The sequence below is a fragment of the Bacillus sp. 3255 genome, from assembly GCF_031456485.1.
Classification (GTDB): domain Bacteria; phylum Bacillota; class Bacilli; order Paenibacillales; family NBRC-103111; genus Paenibacillus_E.
On the sequence record NZ_JAVDUS010000010.1, the window covers coordinates 1 to 16113 of the forward strand.

Annotated in this window: 16 protein-coding genes and 1 rRNA gene; 7 read left to right on the forward strand and 10 right to left on the reverse strand. The window is 51.5% G+C overall.

Annotated elements, in window-relative coordinates:
* From J2X61_RS16015 to J2X61_RS16025, 3 genes are all read right to left on the reverse strand, one after another.
* Positions 1-83: ribosomal RNA gene (locus tag J2X61_RS16015) — 16S ribosomal RNA — on the reverse strand; the annotation flags it as partial.
* A gap of 406 nt (positions 84-489) precedes the next feature.
* Positions 490-786, reverse strand: a complete 297-nt coding sequence (locus J2X61_RS16020; protein ID WP_310189092.1) for a hypothetical protein — start codon at positions 784-786, stop codon at positions 490-492.
* A 173-nt stretch (positions 787-959) separates the two neighbouring features.
* Positions 960-2174, reverse strand: a complete 1215-nt coding sequence (locus J2X61_RS16025) for an S-layer homology domain-containing protein (protein ID WP_274472522.1) — start codon at positions 2172-2174, stop codon at positions 960-962.
* A 217-nt stretch (positions 2175-2391) separates the two neighbouring features.
* Here J2X61_RS16025 and J2X61_RS16030 point away from each other — a divergent pair, with 217 nt between their 5' ends.
* The 4 genes from J2X61_RS16030 to J2X61_RS16045 all read left to right on the forward strand — a co-directional run bounded on the left by J2X61_RS16030 (position 2392) and on the right by J2X61_RS16045 (position 7001).
* Positions 2392-4050, forward strand: a complete 1659-nt coding sequence (locus tag J2X61_RS16030; RefSeq protein WP_310189097.1) for an FAD-dependent oxidoreductase — start codon at positions 2392-2394, stop codon at positions 4048-4050.
* 155 nt (positions 4051-4205) lie between these two features.
* A complete protein-coding gene (locus J2X61_RS16035) occupies positions 4206-4982 on the forward strand; it encodes a DeoR/GlpR family DNA-binding transcription regulator (RefSeq protein WP_274472520.1) in 777 nt (258 codons plus the stop codon).
* Entirely contained in the window at positions 4975-5796 is an 822-nt protein-coding gene (locus J2X61_RS16040; protein ID WP_274472519.1) for an HAD family hydrolase, read from the forward strand. The genes J2X61_RS16035 and J2X61_RS16040 overlap by 8 nt, the downstream gene beginning before the upstream one ends.
* The gene (locus J2X61_RS16045) at positions 5796-7001 is read left to right on the forward strand and encodes an MFS transporter (protein ID WP_274472518.1); all 1206 of its coding nucleotides are present in this window, start codon (positions 5796-5798) and stop codon (positions 6999-7001) included. Before J2X61_RS16040 ends, J2X61_RS16045 begins: the two co-directional genes overlap by 1 nt.
* A gap of 329 nt (positions 7002-7330) precedes the next feature.
* Here the strand turns inward: J2X61_RS16045 and J2X61_RS16050 are convergent, their stop codons facing one another.
* The 4 genes from J2X61_RS16050 to J2X61_RS16065 all read right to left on the reverse strand — a co-directional run bounded on the left by J2X61_RS16050 (position 7331) and on the right by J2X61_RS16065 (position 10990).
* On the reverse strand, positions 7331-7876 hold the full coding sequence (locus J2X61_RS16050) for a hypothetical protein (protein WP_274472517.1): 546 nt from the start codon (positions 7874-7876) through the stop codon (positions 7331-7333).
* Positions 7877-7930: 54 nt separating this feature from the next.
* Positions 7931-9364: a DEAD/DEAH box helicase gene (locus tag J2X61_RS16055; protein WP_310189102.1), complete on the reverse strand. Its 1434-nt coding sequence runs from the start codon at positions 9362-9364 to the stop codon at positions 7931-7933.
* Positions 9365-9484: 120 nt separating this feature from the next.
* The gene (locus J2X61_RS16060) at positions 9485-10042 is read right to left on the reverse strand and encodes an RNA polymerase sigma factor (protein ID WP_274472515.1); all 558 of its coding nucleotides are present in this window, start codon (positions 10040-10042) and stop codon (positions 9485-9487) included.
* A gap of 141 nt (positions 10043-10183) precedes the next feature.
* Positions 10184-10990, reverse strand: a complete 807-nt coding sequence (locus J2X61_RS16065; RefSeq protein ID WP_310189105.1) for an alpha/beta hydrolase family protein — start codon at positions 10988-10990, stop codon at positions 10184-10186.
* Positions 10991-11073: 83 nt separating this feature from the next.
* On the opposite strand from J2X61_RS16065, the gene J2X61_RS16070 reads away from it, so the two are divergent.
* Positions 11074-11331: a DUF2573 family protein gene (locus tag J2X61_RS16070; RefSeq protein WP_274472513.1), complete on the forward strand. Its 258-nt coding sequence runs from the start codon at positions 11074-11076 to the stop codon at positions 11329-11331.
* A gap of 48 nt (positions 11332-11379) precedes the next feature.
* Here the strand turns inward: J2X61_RS16070 and J2X61_RS16075 are convergent, their stop codons facing one another.
* On the reverse strand, positions 11380-12156 hold the full coding sequence (locus J2X61_RS16075) for an SDR family NAD(P)-dependent oxidoreductase (RefSeq protein WP_274472512.1): 777 nt from the start codon (positions 12154-12156) through the stop codon (positions 11380-11382).
* Positions 12157-12245: 89 nt separating this feature from the next.
* Positions 12246-12704 (reverse strand): chemotaxis protein CheX, encoded by a 459-nt coding sequence (locus J2X61_RS16080; RefSeq protein WP_310189109.1) that lies wholly within the window; start codon positions 12702-12704, stop codon positions 12246-12248.
* 285 nt (positions 12705-12989) lie between these two features.
* Here J2X61_RS16080 and J2X61_RS16085 point away from each other — a divergent pair, with 285 nt between their 5' ends.
* Both J2X61_RS16085 and J2X61_RS16090 read left to right on the forward strand, forming a co-directional pair.
* Complete coding sequence (locus J2X61_RS16085; RefSeq protein ID WP_274472510.1) at positions 12990-14681, forward strand: PAS domain-containing sensor histidine kinase; 1692 nt, start codon at positions 12990-12992, stop codon at positions 14679-14681.
* The gene (locus J2X61_RS16090) at positions 14681-15475 is read left to right on the forward strand and encodes a TIGR01457 family HAD-type hydrolase (RefSeq protein ID WP_310189111.1); all 795 of its coding nucleotides are present in this window, start codon (positions 14681-14683) and stop codon (positions 15473-15475) included. Before J2X61_RS16085 ends, J2X61_RS16090 begins: the two co-directional genes overlap by 1 nt.
* Positions 15476-15533: 58 nt before the next feature.
* Here J2X61_RS16090 and J2X61_RS16095 read toward each other — a convergent pair whose 3' ends face one another.
* Positions 15534-16103, reverse strand: coding sequence for a PadR family transcriptional regulator (locus J2X61_RS16095; RefSeq protein WP_274472508.1), 570 nt, complete (start codon positions 16101-16103; stop codon positions 15534-15536).
* Between the last annotated feature and the right edge of the window lie 10 nt (positions 16104-16113).

A 16113-nucleotide genomic window follows, 5' to 3' on the forward strand; every position in this document is an offset into this window, starting at 1 on the left:
AGCACCGAAGTGCTCCGCTCGACTTGCATGTATTAGGCACGCCGCCAGCGTTCGTCCTGAGCCAGGATCAAACTCTCCATAATAGTTGAACGATTACTCGCTCATTTATTGAAAGCTGAATAGCTCAATTGACTTGCTAGCGAGATTGTTAATCTCATTGTTTGAACGATTGCTCGTTCATGTTTACTCACTCGTTGTTCAGTTTTCAAAGATCAATGTCTTTCGTTCACCACCGCGTTGATGTAACAGCGAGGCGGTAAGAAGTAATATACCACATCTCATCCATCCATTGCAAGTGCTTTTTACTAAGCAATTTCCGGCGGAAGTTCATATTACCACACGTTACTTATCGAATGCAAGTCACTTCATTTTTCCAAGTGATTGCCGTTCAAAGCAACGAGGTATAATGTACCACGCTCAGAAGCCAATTACAACCCCTTGGGAAATGTTCCGCAATTACAACTGTTTCGAATGTTCTTGCAGCGTTCTTTAATGAACGGAATTCGCCCCGTTACGATTAAGCACTTCTTCCACGAGTTCCTGCTCGAAACGCTCCTTCAAGGAATCATTGCTTGGAGCGATCGATAAACTGATCTCCTTAAACTGGCGGATCAAGCTCTGGATCTTGTCCATATCGCCGTCCTCGGCATAGTGTGACGTTTGCTCAATCACGTGATAGGCAATAGCTTGATAAGCATCCGTGAAGCTCTGATCCATATCCGCGGAGCCCCGGTAGTCGGCATAATACCGTTTAAATGTCTCCATTAATGTTGCGTCCGTAGTCATGACAATCCCACTCCTTTCAAGATAAAAAACAGTTTCCCTCAACGAACCGCAGAATATACAACTGTTACATCCTTTAGGAATAAGCCTGTGCAAGCACAACAGGCCCCCTGCTGCAATAGCAAGGAGCCTGCCGTGTGTATTCACCTTTTTCTACCTCTATAAAAATCTCTATATTATTTTACATCAATGGAAGTTACAACTTGGTTTTCGCCTTTAAGCTCAACCACATGGCCTTGTGTAAACCCGCCAAGGTTACCTGTCAAAGTCACGTTAGCTGCAACGTTATAAACGGTTGTTTGGCTGACGCCATTGATATTTTGCGTGATGGAGATCGACGTAATTTTGCCTGCGGAATCAACTGTCGTGCTGTTCAAAGTTCCAACAACATCGAAGGACGTATTCGCTGCCGCGGATTTCGTTACTTCAACGAATACTACAAGGTTGTTGTATTGGCGAACTTTCACTTCATCGCCCGGTTGGATAGCGGAAGCGGCAACTTTCACACCGTCACGCAGGATGAACGCATCTTGGTGAAGCACATAGTTTGTTGTAACGCCTGCTTTCGTTACAGAAAGCACGTTGTTGTAAACTGCTGTGTTCACAGTGCCTGTGATAGAGCTTTGGTCGTCAGGCATTTGCTCGCCGGTACGATCCAAGAGAGCTGCCAATTGAGCGCGAGTTACATTTTGGTTCGGACGGAACGTGTTGTCTTCGAACCCGTCAACAAGACCTTTCTCAATCGCAACAGCTACATAACCTACAGAGCCTGCAGGAATTTGCTTCGCATCTTTGAATGTCAATTGCGTGTTCATTTTCGCTTTTGCTTCGGACTCAAGCTTCAGTGCTTTCACCAAAAGCGTTGTTGCCCATAGGCGGTCAGCTTCTTTGTTCGGTTGAACGGAATCGTCACTCTCCGTGAAGAGGTCGTTTTCAAGCGCTACGGCGACGTATCCTACTGCCCAAGCAGGGATTTTGTCCGCATCTTTGAAGTTTAATTTGGTAGCCATTTCCGTTGCGGATTCCGCTTGTTCACGCAGACCCATCAATCTGACAGCAGCTGTAATCGCTTCAATACGGGATACGGATTTGTCCGGCTTGAACGTACCGTCCTCATACCCTTCGAATACGCGCTTGGATGCCAAGCTAGCTATGTAACGCATTGCCCATTGAGCACCTTTGAGGTCGTCAAAGTTAATGCGGATTTGAATGTTGCCGCTTACGTTACCGTTATTGTTTTTACCATTATTATAAGAGCTGTTATAGCTGTTATTGCCTTTGCCGTGGTTCTCATGGTCGTTTCCTTTAGCAAATGCTGCGGAAGCGCCCCCCATTACCATCGTCAATACAAGTCCTGTTGCTACTGTTTTTTTCAATAGATTCTTTTTCATATCAAGTTCCCTCTCCCTTATTCATATGGTTGGTATAAATAATGTGGAGCCTTCGCGAAGGGTTCCTGGTTATGCTACAACAATTCGCCCCCGGAGATTTGTTTAGGGGGGTCGTGCTGGAAAACTTTTAAGATGATGCAAATGGAAAGTCTATTAAATACCCTATGAAACTGCTAAACTAAACGGTATACAAGACTACCGCCAAAGGAGTTCACATATGCGTTTACGTAATCCCAGAGTCCAGCTTGTCATTGCTTTAGCCGTTGTATTAATTGCTCTATTGGTGTTCTCGTACAGCAAGATCGGTATGAAGCAAGCAGCCCATGTGGAACCCACCGCAGTCACATCGCCTGCCGTCATGCATCAGGCTACTCTGCCGCCCGGCGATTCCCCTCCCGCTCCTGTGACAGAAATGAAGAATGAGAATGCAATGACATATCCGACCGAGCAATTGGACGTCGTTGTTATCGGCAGTGAACTGGAAGGGCTTTACTTGGCCCGGGCGGCGGCGGATGAGGGCTTGAAGGTCAAAGTGCTGGATCCCCACCAAGCTTTCGGCGGCCAAATCCTGCAGAGCCAGATGCTGTTCCTGGATGAAACGCGCGACGAACAGGGTCATCTCTTGGTCCAAGGCCGGGCCAAGGAGCTGTTCGATGGCTTCCGCAACGCCAAGATCCGCAAACTGCCGGAGTTCACTGCTTATATGAATAAACTCAGCAAGGACATTCCGGTCGAGTCCGGCATCGTCATTAATGAGATCGAGCAAATCGACACCCCGGATCCTATGCACAAAGTCGCTTCTATGGTATATACGAACAATGAGAATAAGAAGAAGAAAATCCAAGCCGCCTACTGGGTCGACAACAGTGATTTCGCCGCGCTCATCTCCCGTTTGGATGCGAAGAGATTGCCTGGCCTCGAGAAGTTTTACGGACAAAAGGATATCGAGTACATGAGCGCAGGCATGATGATGAAGTTCAAGCATGTCGATTGGAATAAATTCAATACGACCTTCAATGCCCTGAAACCCGAAGAGAAATCCAAACAATTCGGCGGCGGCAGCGTCAACGACAGCTTCGCCATCGGGCTGAGCGGAATGACCAAAGCCTATCACCCGTCGAATGACCGTGTATTCCTGCGAGGCTTGAATGCCGTGAACCAGCGGGACGGTGAGGTTCTGATCAACGCGCTGCTCGTCTATACGGTCGATCCATCCAAGCCCGAATCCATTCAAGAGGCGGTCAAGCTGGGCAATAAGGAAACGGGCCTCATCCTTGGCCACTTCCGCAAAACGCTCCCTGGCTGGGAGCACGCGGAGCTCGGCGAACTGCCGACTTATCCGTACGTGAGGGAATATAATCATTACGAGATGGATTATGTATTGAAGCCGTCCGATCTTCTGTCGGGAGCGATGTTCTGGGACAATGTCAGCATCGGCGGCTATCCGCTTGATTTGCAGGGCACGAGCGCGAATAAATGGGGCATCGAGATGGGCCGTCCTGATAAATACGGCATGCCGCTGCGCAGCTTTCTGCTCAAAAACTATGAGAACGTCATCGCTGCCGGCAAAAATGTAGGCTCCTCCGCCATAGCTTACGGCAGCACAAGAATTCAACCGAATACGAGTCTGGCTGCTGAATCGATCGGCGTCATCCTGGGACAAATTCACGGCAAGAAAAAGCTGCGTGAAATTAATCCGGAAGAAATGAACGTGCTGCATACATATTTGGCAGACCGCTATCATATTAAGCTCACAGGCGTAACCGGCAGAAATAAAATCAGCGGATGGAACGAGGAAGAAATCCGAAAGCTCGATACCGGAGAAATTACGTATCCGAGTTATGTAAAAACCCGCAAAAAAACCACTGCAAAATAATCGATAACCGCACATTCCCTGAGGGGCGTGTGCGGCTTTTTTGTCTTCATTGAATCTTTACGAAATTAGTGTTGAAAAAGAAGTTATGCACGCATATAATAAGCAATATACTTAATATCACTTAAGTTTACTTAAGTAAAGGAAGTGTAAATGGCTTGTTCCAAGAAGAAAGACTCATATCCATTCTGGATTACTTAAAAACGAATAAGCGTATTACCGTGGATTTAATCTGTGAACTGTACGACGTTTCACGGGATACGGCGAGACGCGACATGGTGAAGCTGGAGGAGCAGGGCCGGATCGTTCGCACCCGCGGAGGCGCCATTCTCCCAACCCTCTCCAAAGAAGTGGGAAATTATGAGCAGCGGCTGCAAGCCGAATCCACCTCCAAGCTGACCATCGGCAAAACAGCCGCACAGCTCATTCAGGACGGCGATTACATCATGATGGATGCTTCTACAACCGTTCTTCATGCAGCGGGTGCCCTTACATCCAAGCATAATGTCGTGGTCACAAGCTCCATCGAAATCGCCGCTATCCTGACCCGCAAGGAAGAAACGACGATTCACATTCTTGGTGGTGTTCTAGACAATAAGCACCATAGCGTTTATGGAGCTAAGGCGATCGAAATGCTGAACGATTACCATGTCGACAAGCTGTTGATCGGAACTTGCGGTATTACCGAAGACGGACTGTCCGCCCCCAACGAAGAAGATAGCTACTTGGTGCGCGCCATGATGCAGCATGCCGACCAAGTGATAGTTTTGGCGGATCACTCCAAGTTCGGCAAACGGTTGTTCCACCGCGTCGTCGGCTTTGAGAATATCGACATTCTCGTAACCGATCAAGCTTTGAGCCCGGAGATCAGAGAAAAACTGCTTGCTTGTGAAGTAGAAATCGTATTGGCAGAAGGAGAGAATTCACATGATTAAACTAATTGTTAGCGATTTGGACGGCACCTTACTCGATCACAGCAAAAAGGTCACCTCACGCGAGCAGGCCGCACTGAAGAAAGCCAAGGAAGCCGGGATGACCCTTTGCCTTGCATCGGGACGGATGAACGTCGAAATGCAGCAAGTATTGGAGGAAATCGGACATCGCGCATTCTCGGTGTCGCAGAACGGGGCTTTCATCCATCTGGAGGACGGAACCTTCCTTCAATCCCAGCTGTTTCAACCCGAATTAGCTCATGAAATCTATCAATTGCTGAAAGAGTTCGACCTCGTCAAGCTCGTCTGTTCGGGTGAAGCGAATTATATCACGCATTTGACACCTGCTTCGGATGATGTGCAATCGCGAACATTCCGGCCTTTTATTATTAAAGATGATATCGAGCATGCCTTGAAGGATGATTTCCCCGTTTGTAAGTTCTCCTTATTCGGAGAGATTGGCGTTCTGCTGCAGGTGAAGGCGTTAATGGAGGAAAAGCTGGGAGATCAAGTCGAGCTGTTCATTTCCGACAAAGATTGTTTGGACATCATGCCGCTGCAAGTATCCAAAGGCAGCTCGCTGCTTGTGCTCATGGCCCAATTAGGCCTGCAAGCTGAGGAGATCGCCTGTATCGGCGACTCTTTCAACGATGTCTCGATGTTCGGCATCACGCCCCACAGCTTCGCCATGAAAGGCGCGCATCCCGATGTGAAGCTGAAGGCTAACTACCACGTCGAGTCTGTAGCCGAAGCGATCCATCATATATTTGCGTATAACGATACATTGACTGCACAACACAAAGGAAGTACACAATAATGAGAAGATTATTATTTATGGGCTGCTTGTCTTATTTATTGACGGGCTGCACGCACGTTATATTCGGCGCTGTTCTGCCTGAGCTGCTGAACCATTATGGACGGAGCTACAGTGACGGCGGCCTGCTCGTCTTCCTCGAATTCGGCGGATTTCTATTAGGCGTGCTCACCTCGCCCGCCCTTAGCCGCCGTATTAGCCGGCGCAGCACCATCATGACGGCTTTCGGGCTGCTCTTTCTGGCGATGATCGCCATCGTCATGCTGCCGCCTTGGCCGGTGGCGGTCTCCTTATCCTTCCTAGCAGGCATAGCTTTCGGACTTGTGGAATCGAGCATCTCCACCTTCGTCTTGATGGCGGCCAAGGATAAGCAGGCTTCGGCCTTCAGCAAGCTGGAAGTATTCTTCGGGCTTGGCGCGTTAATTATGCCGGTTGTCTCCAGTCTTCTGATTGCAAACGGCTTATGGAAATACGGCTTCATGCTTCTCGGCGTAAGCGCTCTGCTTACCGGCGTGATTTGGTCAAAGCTGTCCCTGGGCGAGCACGATGCCCTGCTCGCGCATAAAGCGGACCGCACGAAGCAGGAAGAGAAGCCGCCGGCGCTAACCAAGAGCTCGCTCACCTTCCTTATTCTGTTCATGCTCGTTTTCTTCATCTATGTAGGCATGGAAAATACGATCGTGAATTTCCTGCCTTCCATCTTTATCGATCAGTTGAACACTTCCAGCTCCGTATCCTCCCTTGCGGTGACAGCCTACTGGATCGCCATGGTGGCAGGCCGTCTGTTCGCCGGTGTACTTGCCGAGAAGATGACCTATTTCCGCTATCTGGCGGTCTCCTTCGGCGGCAGCTTGGTCACGGTCATCCTGTGGTTGTTCAGCTCGCAGCTGTGGAGCTCCTTCGCCGTCGTCCTCTTGCTTGGCATCTTCATGTCCGGGATGTTCGCCGTAGCCTTGATCTATGCCAATCAACTGCTGCCCGGGCGCACCGAACAAACGACCAGCACGCTCATCGCAGCGGGCGGCTTGGGCGGTTCGATTCTGCCGTTGGGCGTAGGCTGGGGAATGGATAAATTCGCCGTCGGCTTATCGATTTGGTTTGTTTTGGCCGGCATGTGCATCGTATTCGGCATTGTCGTCTATTCCCGCAAGTGGAAGGTTCAAGGTGCGAAGCGGCACGATACTACGGAAGCTAGGCAGGCTGTATAAGGAATAGGGACCGTCCGTTCATTCTCCTGGCGGTCCTAAGGGGAATCTGTATGAAAAATCACATACATTTACCGCTAACTGGGTAAATTCGTTTATTCTATATGAAAAATCATATGCATTCCCCATTAACTAAGGTAAATTCGATCATCCTATATGAAATTTACAATACATTCTGCTATTTGCCCGATTAGACGCAACGCCGCAACGCCGCCTAGAACGAGGCGCCAGGCTTCAGCCGCTGATCATATCAGCCGGAGCCAATACCTCGCGGTCACCCTATACAAAGAAGAGGAAGGACACCCTCCCGGGCTGTCCTTCCTCTTCTTTGTCTATCTTAGTGCCTTCAACTGTACGACGATCGACTTCTCCTGGAACTGCACATCCTTCACACCGATCAGCAAAGGCAAGTGCTCCTCAATCGGAATCTCGATCGGAGCAAGCTGAACCCATTCCCGCGGAATTCGCACCCCTTTGACCTGTGTCGACTGATGCTCGATGATCAGATTAGGCGGATTCCATGCGAGTGTAAACAATAGCTGAGCGCCGACCGGCACCTTGTCTTGCCAATTGACATTAAGATCCGCCACCAAGTTCGCGCCCTGCAGCGTGACTTTGGCCCCTTCGACCCGGATGCCGTTAGGCAATTCCGAATGCGCGGCCAGCTGCTGCTTCACGAGATTGTTCAAATCCTCCTCGGTGACTTGTACTTCCAGCTTCCGGTTCTTCACGATGTCTGCGACTTTGCTGCCGATCGAGATGTTTTGATAGTTCAGATCCAGATCTTCAGCAGGTTTGATGTGCCGGATAATAAATACCCCTGCGACCGATCCGACGATCAGGACCGCAACGATGAAAATGAATAATTTTTTCAGCACGTTTCACACCTCGCAGAAAGAGTGTTGAGCGGATTCCCCCCAGCGGCTGGACTCCTACTCTTTGTTCTGCTGTTTCTCCTTCAGCCAGCGGGGAGCGCCCTTGCTCTTGCGATCCCGCTCGCGCTGAGCCTTGCTCACGGCCTTGCCCGCGGCGGCCGTGCGTCCCGGCGCTGCCGGCCTAGCCGGCGCAGCGCCCGATCCCTCGCGCGCGTCCGCAGCCGCAGCGCTCGTGCGCACCGCGCCCGCTGGCGCGGCAGCCTCCCGCGAGCCGGCGAAGCCGCCGCTCGCAGGAGCTGCGCCCCGCGGGCGCGCCGCTTCGCGGCGGCTGCGCATGGCAGCCGCGCTGCGGTCGAGGGCCGGGTCGACGAGCCGGCCCTCGTACATCGCCTTCGGCGCGATCGTGATCCCGAGCTGCTTCTCGAATTTCTCGAGAATGAACTGCTCTTTCGGGGTCACGATAGAAATGGCCGTGCCTTGGCGGCCCATCCGGCCTGTCCGGCCGACGCGGTGCAGGTAATACTCCGCGTTCGTCGCCGGATCCAAATGGAACACATGCGTCACGCCTTCAATATCAAGCCCTCGCGCCGCAACATCCGTGGCCAGGAGCAGCTGAAATTTCCCGTCCCGGAAATTCCCCATCACCTTGGCCCGGTCTTGTTTGCTCGCTTCTCCGTACAGTGCTTCAACGGATAATCCGACATATTGCAGCTTCGCCACCACTTCGGCAATATCGTCCGTCACATTGATGAAGACGATCGCCGATTTCGGCTTAATGAGACGTACGAGCCTGCGGAGTGTATCAATTTTCTCGCGTTCCTGGCACACGACATACAGGTGCTCGAGCGTTTCCGACGTGCGCTGGCTCGGATTGATTTTGATGATCACCGGCTCCTTCAGCCACCGGCTGGCCGCATCTTCCGTGCTCTGCGGAATCGTCGCGGAGACGAACACCTTCTGGCACGTCCTCAGCATGCCTTTCAACACCGCTTCGGCATCCTGCATGGAGCTCAGCTCGAACACCTGATCGACTTCATCGACGATGCCCAGCTTCACATGGTGCAGGGTCAGCTTTTTGATCTTCATCAGCTCAAGTAACCGTCCCGGCGTTCCAACGACGATGTGAGGGTGAAGACGCAGCTTCTCGACTTGCCGGGCTACGGCCGCCCCGCCGATCAAGGATTGCGAACGGATCGGGCCGCCGGCGGTCAGCTTCTCGATCTCTTGCATAATTTGCATGCCGAGCTCCCTTGTCGGGACTATGACAACCACTTGCAGCTGCTTCTGATCGGGATCGATGACTTCCAGAGCAGGCAGCAAATAGGCCAAGGTTTTGCCTGTACCCGTTTGGGATTGAATGATGACATCGCTGCCTCGTTTCATAACGGGAATCGCTTCCGCTTGAATCGGCGTCGGTTCGGTTACTCCCATTTCTTTCAGTTTATTTACATATGGCTCTGCGATTTGCAGCTGTTCAAAGCTTGTACCCAATGGACGAAACCCCTTTTCTTCTTGCTGATGAACCTATTATATGCCACGCCGGATGCCGTTACAAATGAGATCCTCTCTCCCTTACGCATAAGCAAAAAATAAGAGCCCCTCTGCGGACTCTTATTTCCCCGTGCCCCACTCTTCCAGCAGCCTTTGCTTGATAACATCCCGAGCCCGGAATAACCGCTGCCGAACGACTCCCTCGGTAACTCCAAGCTCTACCGCCATATCTTTGTAGGACAAGTTATGTATCCATTTCATCGCAATAATTTGCCGGTAAGAGGGACTCAGTTGATTGATATATGAAATGATCGCTTCCCTCATCAGCTTCAGCTCAACCTCCTGATCCAGCGAATTCAAATAATCGGAGGTCGGCGCCGTCTCTTTGATGCTCAACATGAAATCCGTCTCCAATTCATCGCGGTTTCGCTTATGCTTACGGAGATGATTCAGGGTTACATTCCGGGTCAGCCTTTTGATCCAGCTTTCGTATTTATCAATCTCCTGGAGCAGCGGCGCCTTGCGCACAGCACGCAAAAAAGACTCTTGAATAATGTCTTCGACGGCAGCGTGATCCCTAAGAATAAAATGCACCATAGGATAAACAAGGAGATAAAATTCCTGGTAAATCTGCTCCTGTTCACTCTTCTCTAATATATAAAAATCACTGCTGAACAATAATCTGAGAGACTTCGAAACAACCGCCCCCTTGCCGACCAGGTAAAATCTGGACTGTAATCCTACCCCTATTTTAGGGCATAGCCAAGGAGTAAACAACAAAAAAAACGAGAAAATATGGTAAACAAATCCATCCCCAGCTCAGGTTCGTTGGGTTGTTGCGCGAAGCCATGCAAATACGTCATCCAGCGCCTTTTCATCCTCTCTCCGGGGGAACCGGTGGTCAAGTCCGTTAAATAGCGCCATCGTATACGGCTTGCCGGCCTGGTCCAAGGCTCCGGCCAATTTCCTGGCGTGACTGATATTCACCTGCGTGTCGTTCGTGCCGTGAACGATATAGATGGGCAGATCGATCTCATGCGCCCAATGCGCCGGCGAGCGGTCGATGTAGGCCTGTTCCTGCTTCTTCGGGTGTCCGACCACCCGCTTCAGCATTCGCCGCAAATCCACTCGCTGCTCGTATGTGTCCAGCATATCGCTCACGCCGCTCCAGACGACTACCGCGCCGACTCCGCTGCATTCCCTTGCCGCACGCATCGCCATAACCGCCCCGCGGGAAAATCCGATCAAAGAGACCGGCCCGGGCACAACTTCCTCCAATGACTGCACGAGCGGGATCGCATGAAAGAGATCGAATCTGTCTTCACCGGCAAAATCCTCATGACCTTCGCCGCCTTCATTTCCCCGGTAATAAGGGGCGAACACGACAAATCCGCGCTTGGCCATTGAAATGATCCGGCGCTTGCGTACCATGCCGACACGCTTAATGCCGCCGCGGCAGTAAATAACGGCCGGCCATGGCCCGCCGCCTTCCGGAACGGCCAATAAACCTTTCACCTTGAGGCCTTGGCTGACATAGGTAAGTATGTATAACGATACTTGCTTCGCGAAGCAGCGAGCCGGCTCCCGGCTTAGGAGTTGGCCATCCTGCAATTGGGCAATAGACATAGTTTCCCCCCATTTTGACAGCTGTCAGATGATCATATAAACTAAAAGTGTTCTTACTATTTTCCATCCGAAGGGATGAAACTATGAATTCAGAATTTGATAAAGAGTTCAACGCCCTGGTGTTGAAAACAGCCGAGCTGATTACCGGCGACACTTCGCCTGAAATGTTGGAGAAGATCAAAATATGGGCATTTTTCAATCATGTCCACAAATCGCTGCCCGCTCTGACCTCCCACTGGAACCAGACGCATCCGGAAAGCAAAGTCGAGGTGCGCCGCATATTTGAAGAAATACGCGATCTGAACCAAGCGCTGCAAGCGAAGAAGCCCGAGCCTAAGTAGGTCGTTATAGAAAAAAGCGGAATCCCCATCGGAGGACTGGGGTCCGCTTTATTTTTTGTTCAATATCCCTGCAGCCAGACGGTCGAACATCCGCGGAAACAAATGGAACAGCTTAATGCCCACGCCCGCCACGAAAGGAAGGTTCTTCTCCGGAATTTTCTTCTGCACCGCGTGGATCAGCTCCTTCACCACTTTCTCCGGTTTCAGCATGAACCAGGATACGTTCTTCACATAATTCCCGCTCGGGTCCGCTTTATCGAAGAAAGGGGTTGAGATTGGCCCCGGGTTAATGGCGGTGACCGAGATCCCCGTTTTCATCAGCTCCTGGCGCAAGCTGTTCGTGAACCCCAACACGGCATGCTTGGTCGCCGAGTAGCCCGTCGATTTGGCCGAGCCGATCTTGCCCGCCATCGAAGCTATGTTCACAATATGCCCGCTCCCCGCTTTCAGCATATGAGGCAGCACCGCTTGCGTGCAGCGCACCGTTCCCATGTAATTGACGTTCATCATATCTTCGAAATGCTCTAATGGCGCACCGGCAAAAGCTTCGAAAATGCCGTACCCTGCATTGTTGATCAGAATATCGATGCGGCCAAACTTGGCCATCACTTGATCCACCACATCGTGCACTTGCTGCGTATTCGTCACGTCCAGCGCATACACCGCATGCTGCCCCCCGATACCGGCTGCAATGGCTTCGAGTTTATCCGTGCTGCGCGCCGTCAGAACGGGAATGGCCCCCAAAGCGGCGAATTGCTGCGCCATGACTGCGCCTATACCGCTGGAAGCTCCAGTAATCAAGACAATTTGGTTCGCTAAATTCAACGTCATGTCTCCTCGTTTCCTTGGGATTACAAAAAAATGGAGACCGCTCATGCTGGACTCCATTCCGATTACTTATATTCAATTACATATTACGTAATTAACACTTGAATGTCCAGTTCGCCAATACTATCCATAATCAATGGAATGGTCAAAGCTTTCTTCGGCACAAATCCCGCTGCCGTAGCGGATTGAACGAGCTTAGGAGGAGTGATATCGACTCTCACGCCTTGATTGAACAACATCGTACTGGCATTGCCGCTAATCATGTTGCCAAGCTCCGATATAGCGCTTTTGCCCATTTCGTCCATCTCCGTTATAACGAACCCGCCCATCATCGCGGAAACCATCTTCAATGCGACATCCTCCGCCAAACCGAATACGATATCGCCTTCCATTTGACCGGTCATCCCGATTTGGATCCAAATATACTTTTCCACAAATTTGACGTCTTTGACGCCGAGCTGCCCCGTAGTTGGGCGTATGTTAGCAACCAGCTCGATGACAATTCTAGCCGACTCCAAAAAAGGATTAATGTACTCAGCCTTCATAGCTCCGCTCCGATCTCAATTTGTGAATAAGTTCCACAGAAAAACGACCTTTTTCAACATTATACCTAAAATACTAGGACAAGTATACTGTTTTTATTCATAAAATAGTTCCTTCTACTCACATACATGCAAGGATCCTGCGTTCATACTGGAATTGTCGAGCTTTGATCTTATCGTTTTAAAGGCAGGAAATGACAATATGAATCTGGAAGAATATATAAAAACGTGTCGAATCCTGATACACTAATGGAGAATATTCCCTTCAAAGGAGCGCTGAGGACTGCCATGATGAAACAGAAAACGACAACCGGGCATTGGGCGCTATCCCGGCATATACTTGTATATCATATCGTCGCTCTACTGCTTATCGGTGTGGATCTCTTCATTGTACATCAACTTTCCTTTATGACAAACTATCGTTCGATCGGAATAACCGTTGATATTGTCATATTTATCTCCATACTCGGACTAGGCTGGTATGGCATCCGAACGATCAGGCGCAAGGAAGCGGCAATTCAGGAAACTGCGGAGCGGTACCAGTCCCTATACGACAATCATCCCGATTCGATTATCGCTTTCAGCTTGGACGGCGAAGTGCTGTCGACCAACCACGGGCTCGAGAGCATGCTCGGACTGGGACAAGAGAATTCGATGCTGACGTCCTTCATTCCGATGATTTCTCCGCCGGATCTGCTCAAAGCGCTGCATCACTTCCAGGTGGCTTCGGCCGGGATGCCGCAAAATTTCGAGGCTGCTTTCCTTCATCAGAACGGGTTTCCCATTCCGTCCAACGTCACCTTCGTTCCCACGATGGTCGAAGGCCAAGTCGTAGGGGTTTACGCCATTCTCAAAGACCTCACTGAAGTCAAGGAGCAGAAAAAGGTGATCGACAAGCTGTATAAGCAGAATCAGCTCATTCTCAATTCCGTATCGGAAGGCATTTATGGGATCGATATGAGCGGACGCACCATTTTCTGGAACCAGGCTGCCGAGGCCATTACCGGTTGGAAGGTCGACGAAATGCTCGGCCGGCAAATTCATAATTTGATCCGGCCGCAGAAGAGCGACGGCTCGCTGTATGCTCCTGAAGACAGCCCCGCTCTGAACACGATTCTGAACAGGGACGCTCCGGTCCTGCGGGAGGATCTGTTCTGGAGAAAGGACGGCACCCCCTTCCCTGTCGAGTACATGTCCAGCCCGATTCTGGAAGGAAAGGGCCACATTATCGGCACGGTTATTACGTTCAAAGATATTACGGAGCTGAAAAAGACCCAAGAGCTGCTAATCAAGTCAGACAAGCTTTCTGCGGTTGGCCAGCTGGCTGCCGGCGTAGCCCACGAAATCCGCAACCCGTTAACCGCTCTGAAAGGATTCTTGCAGTTATTGAAGAAGAACAACACCAAAGAGCAATATTACATCGAAATCATGCAAAGCGAACTGCAGCGCATCGAGTTTATCGTCAACGAGTTCCTGTTCGTATCCAAGCCGCAGGCAACTAATTTCGCCACAAGAACGGTGGACTCGATCGTCATGAGCACGATTGAACTCCTTCAGCCCCAAGCGCTGCTGGGAAACATCGAGATCGAAGCGGAGATTGCGCCCGGCCTTCCGCTCGTTTCCTGCGATGAGCACCAGATTAAACAGGTTTTCATTAATATCATGAAAAATGCGCTCGAATCCATGGAGCAAGGAGGCGTTATGCGCATCCAAGCCGAACCCGCCCCGACGGGCCGCAGCATCCTGATTCGGTTCATCGATCAAGGATGCGGCATCGCGCCCGAACGACTGCCGAAGCTGGGGGAACCTTTCTATAGTACGAAGGAGAAAGGAACGGGACTTGGCCTCATGGTCTGTTTCCGCATTATCGAAGCCCATGGCGGATTAATGGAGATTCGGAGCAAGCTTGATGAAGGAACGACGGTCGAAATCACGCTTCCTTCCACACAAATCAAAGACAACAAGGGAGTGTCCGCATAATGTACGGTTTTATTATTGATCTCGATGGCACGCTATACCGGGGGCATGAACCGATTCCTCATGCAGCGGCTTTCATTCAATGGCTGCAGGAGCAGCGCCTGCCGTACTTGCTGGTGACGAACAACTCGTCCCGGACACCGGAACAAGTGGCCGAACATCTGCTTCCGTTCGGCATCGAAGTGCCGGCGGCGGCGATCTACACCTCATCGCAGGCCGCCGCCAAGTACTTGTCCGAGCAGCGCGGAGGCAGCCGCGTGCATATGATCGGCGAAGCCGGGCTGCGGATCGCCCTGGAGGCGTCCGGCTTCGCCTTGAACGGGACGACGACGCCGGATTACGTCGTCCAAGGAATTGACCGCAGCTTCTCCTACGAGAAGCTGACGGAAGCGGTCCGCCACCTGAAGAATGGCGCGACCTATGTGTTAACGAACCCCGACCGGCTGCTGCCGTCGGACGGGGGCCTCATGCCAGGGGCCGGCTCCCTGGCCGCTTCGATCACCGCCGCCTCCGGCGTGGAGCCGGTGGTGATCGGGAAGCCCTCGCCGATCATCATGGCTTACGCCATCGAGCGGCTCGGCCTTCCGGCCGCCGATGTCTGGGTCATCGGCGACAACGTGCACACCGACATCCGCGGAGGAGCGGTGTCGGGCTGCCGCACGGCGCTCGTGCTGACGGGCGTCGCCACGCCGGACAACGTGCACGAGCAGCTCGCGTCGGCGGGCGCGACACCGGATCTCGTGTGCGACGATTTGCAGCATTTCCTCGCGCAGCTTACGGCTCTTCCCGGGAAATGATCGCCGTATAATAGAAGAGGATGTACCCGCCAAGCTAATGGCGGGTACATCCTCTTCTTCAATCCCAGTCCACTTCGGGCGGAGCGTTTCTTTCCTGCAGCCGTCCCTCGCGGGCGTCCTTCTGCAGCTGCTCCAGCCATTTCATCTCGCTGAACGCCCGCTTATACGTGCCGATCATCATTTGCAGAATGACGCGCGGTACGATGCTCCGGTGCTCTTCATACAAGCTTCTCATTTTGTTCATGAGCATTCTCTGGGCCATAATTTTATTCTCGAGAATATCGGCGATCTTCGCTTGATCCCCGTGCACGGTGAACGGCAGGGCGACATAAAGCGGATGATAGTGCTTGAAATCCTCATGCAGCTGCTCGATCAGCAGCTCTTGAAATTTGACTTTACCGGCTTCCGTTATCCGGAATACGGTTTTCTCCGGCCGGTTCGTATCCCGCACAACTTCCAGCGCTTCAACGTGGCCGTCCTTCCGCAGTTGGTCCATTGCATAATACAAAGACCCGTCCTGCAGCTTCATGTAATTGTTCATGCCTCTTTCTTTCATCGTTTGCCGAATGTCATAGGTATGCCGGTTAGCTTCCATCAGCAGTCCGAGTATGACAAGCTTCATCGACATCGCAGTTACC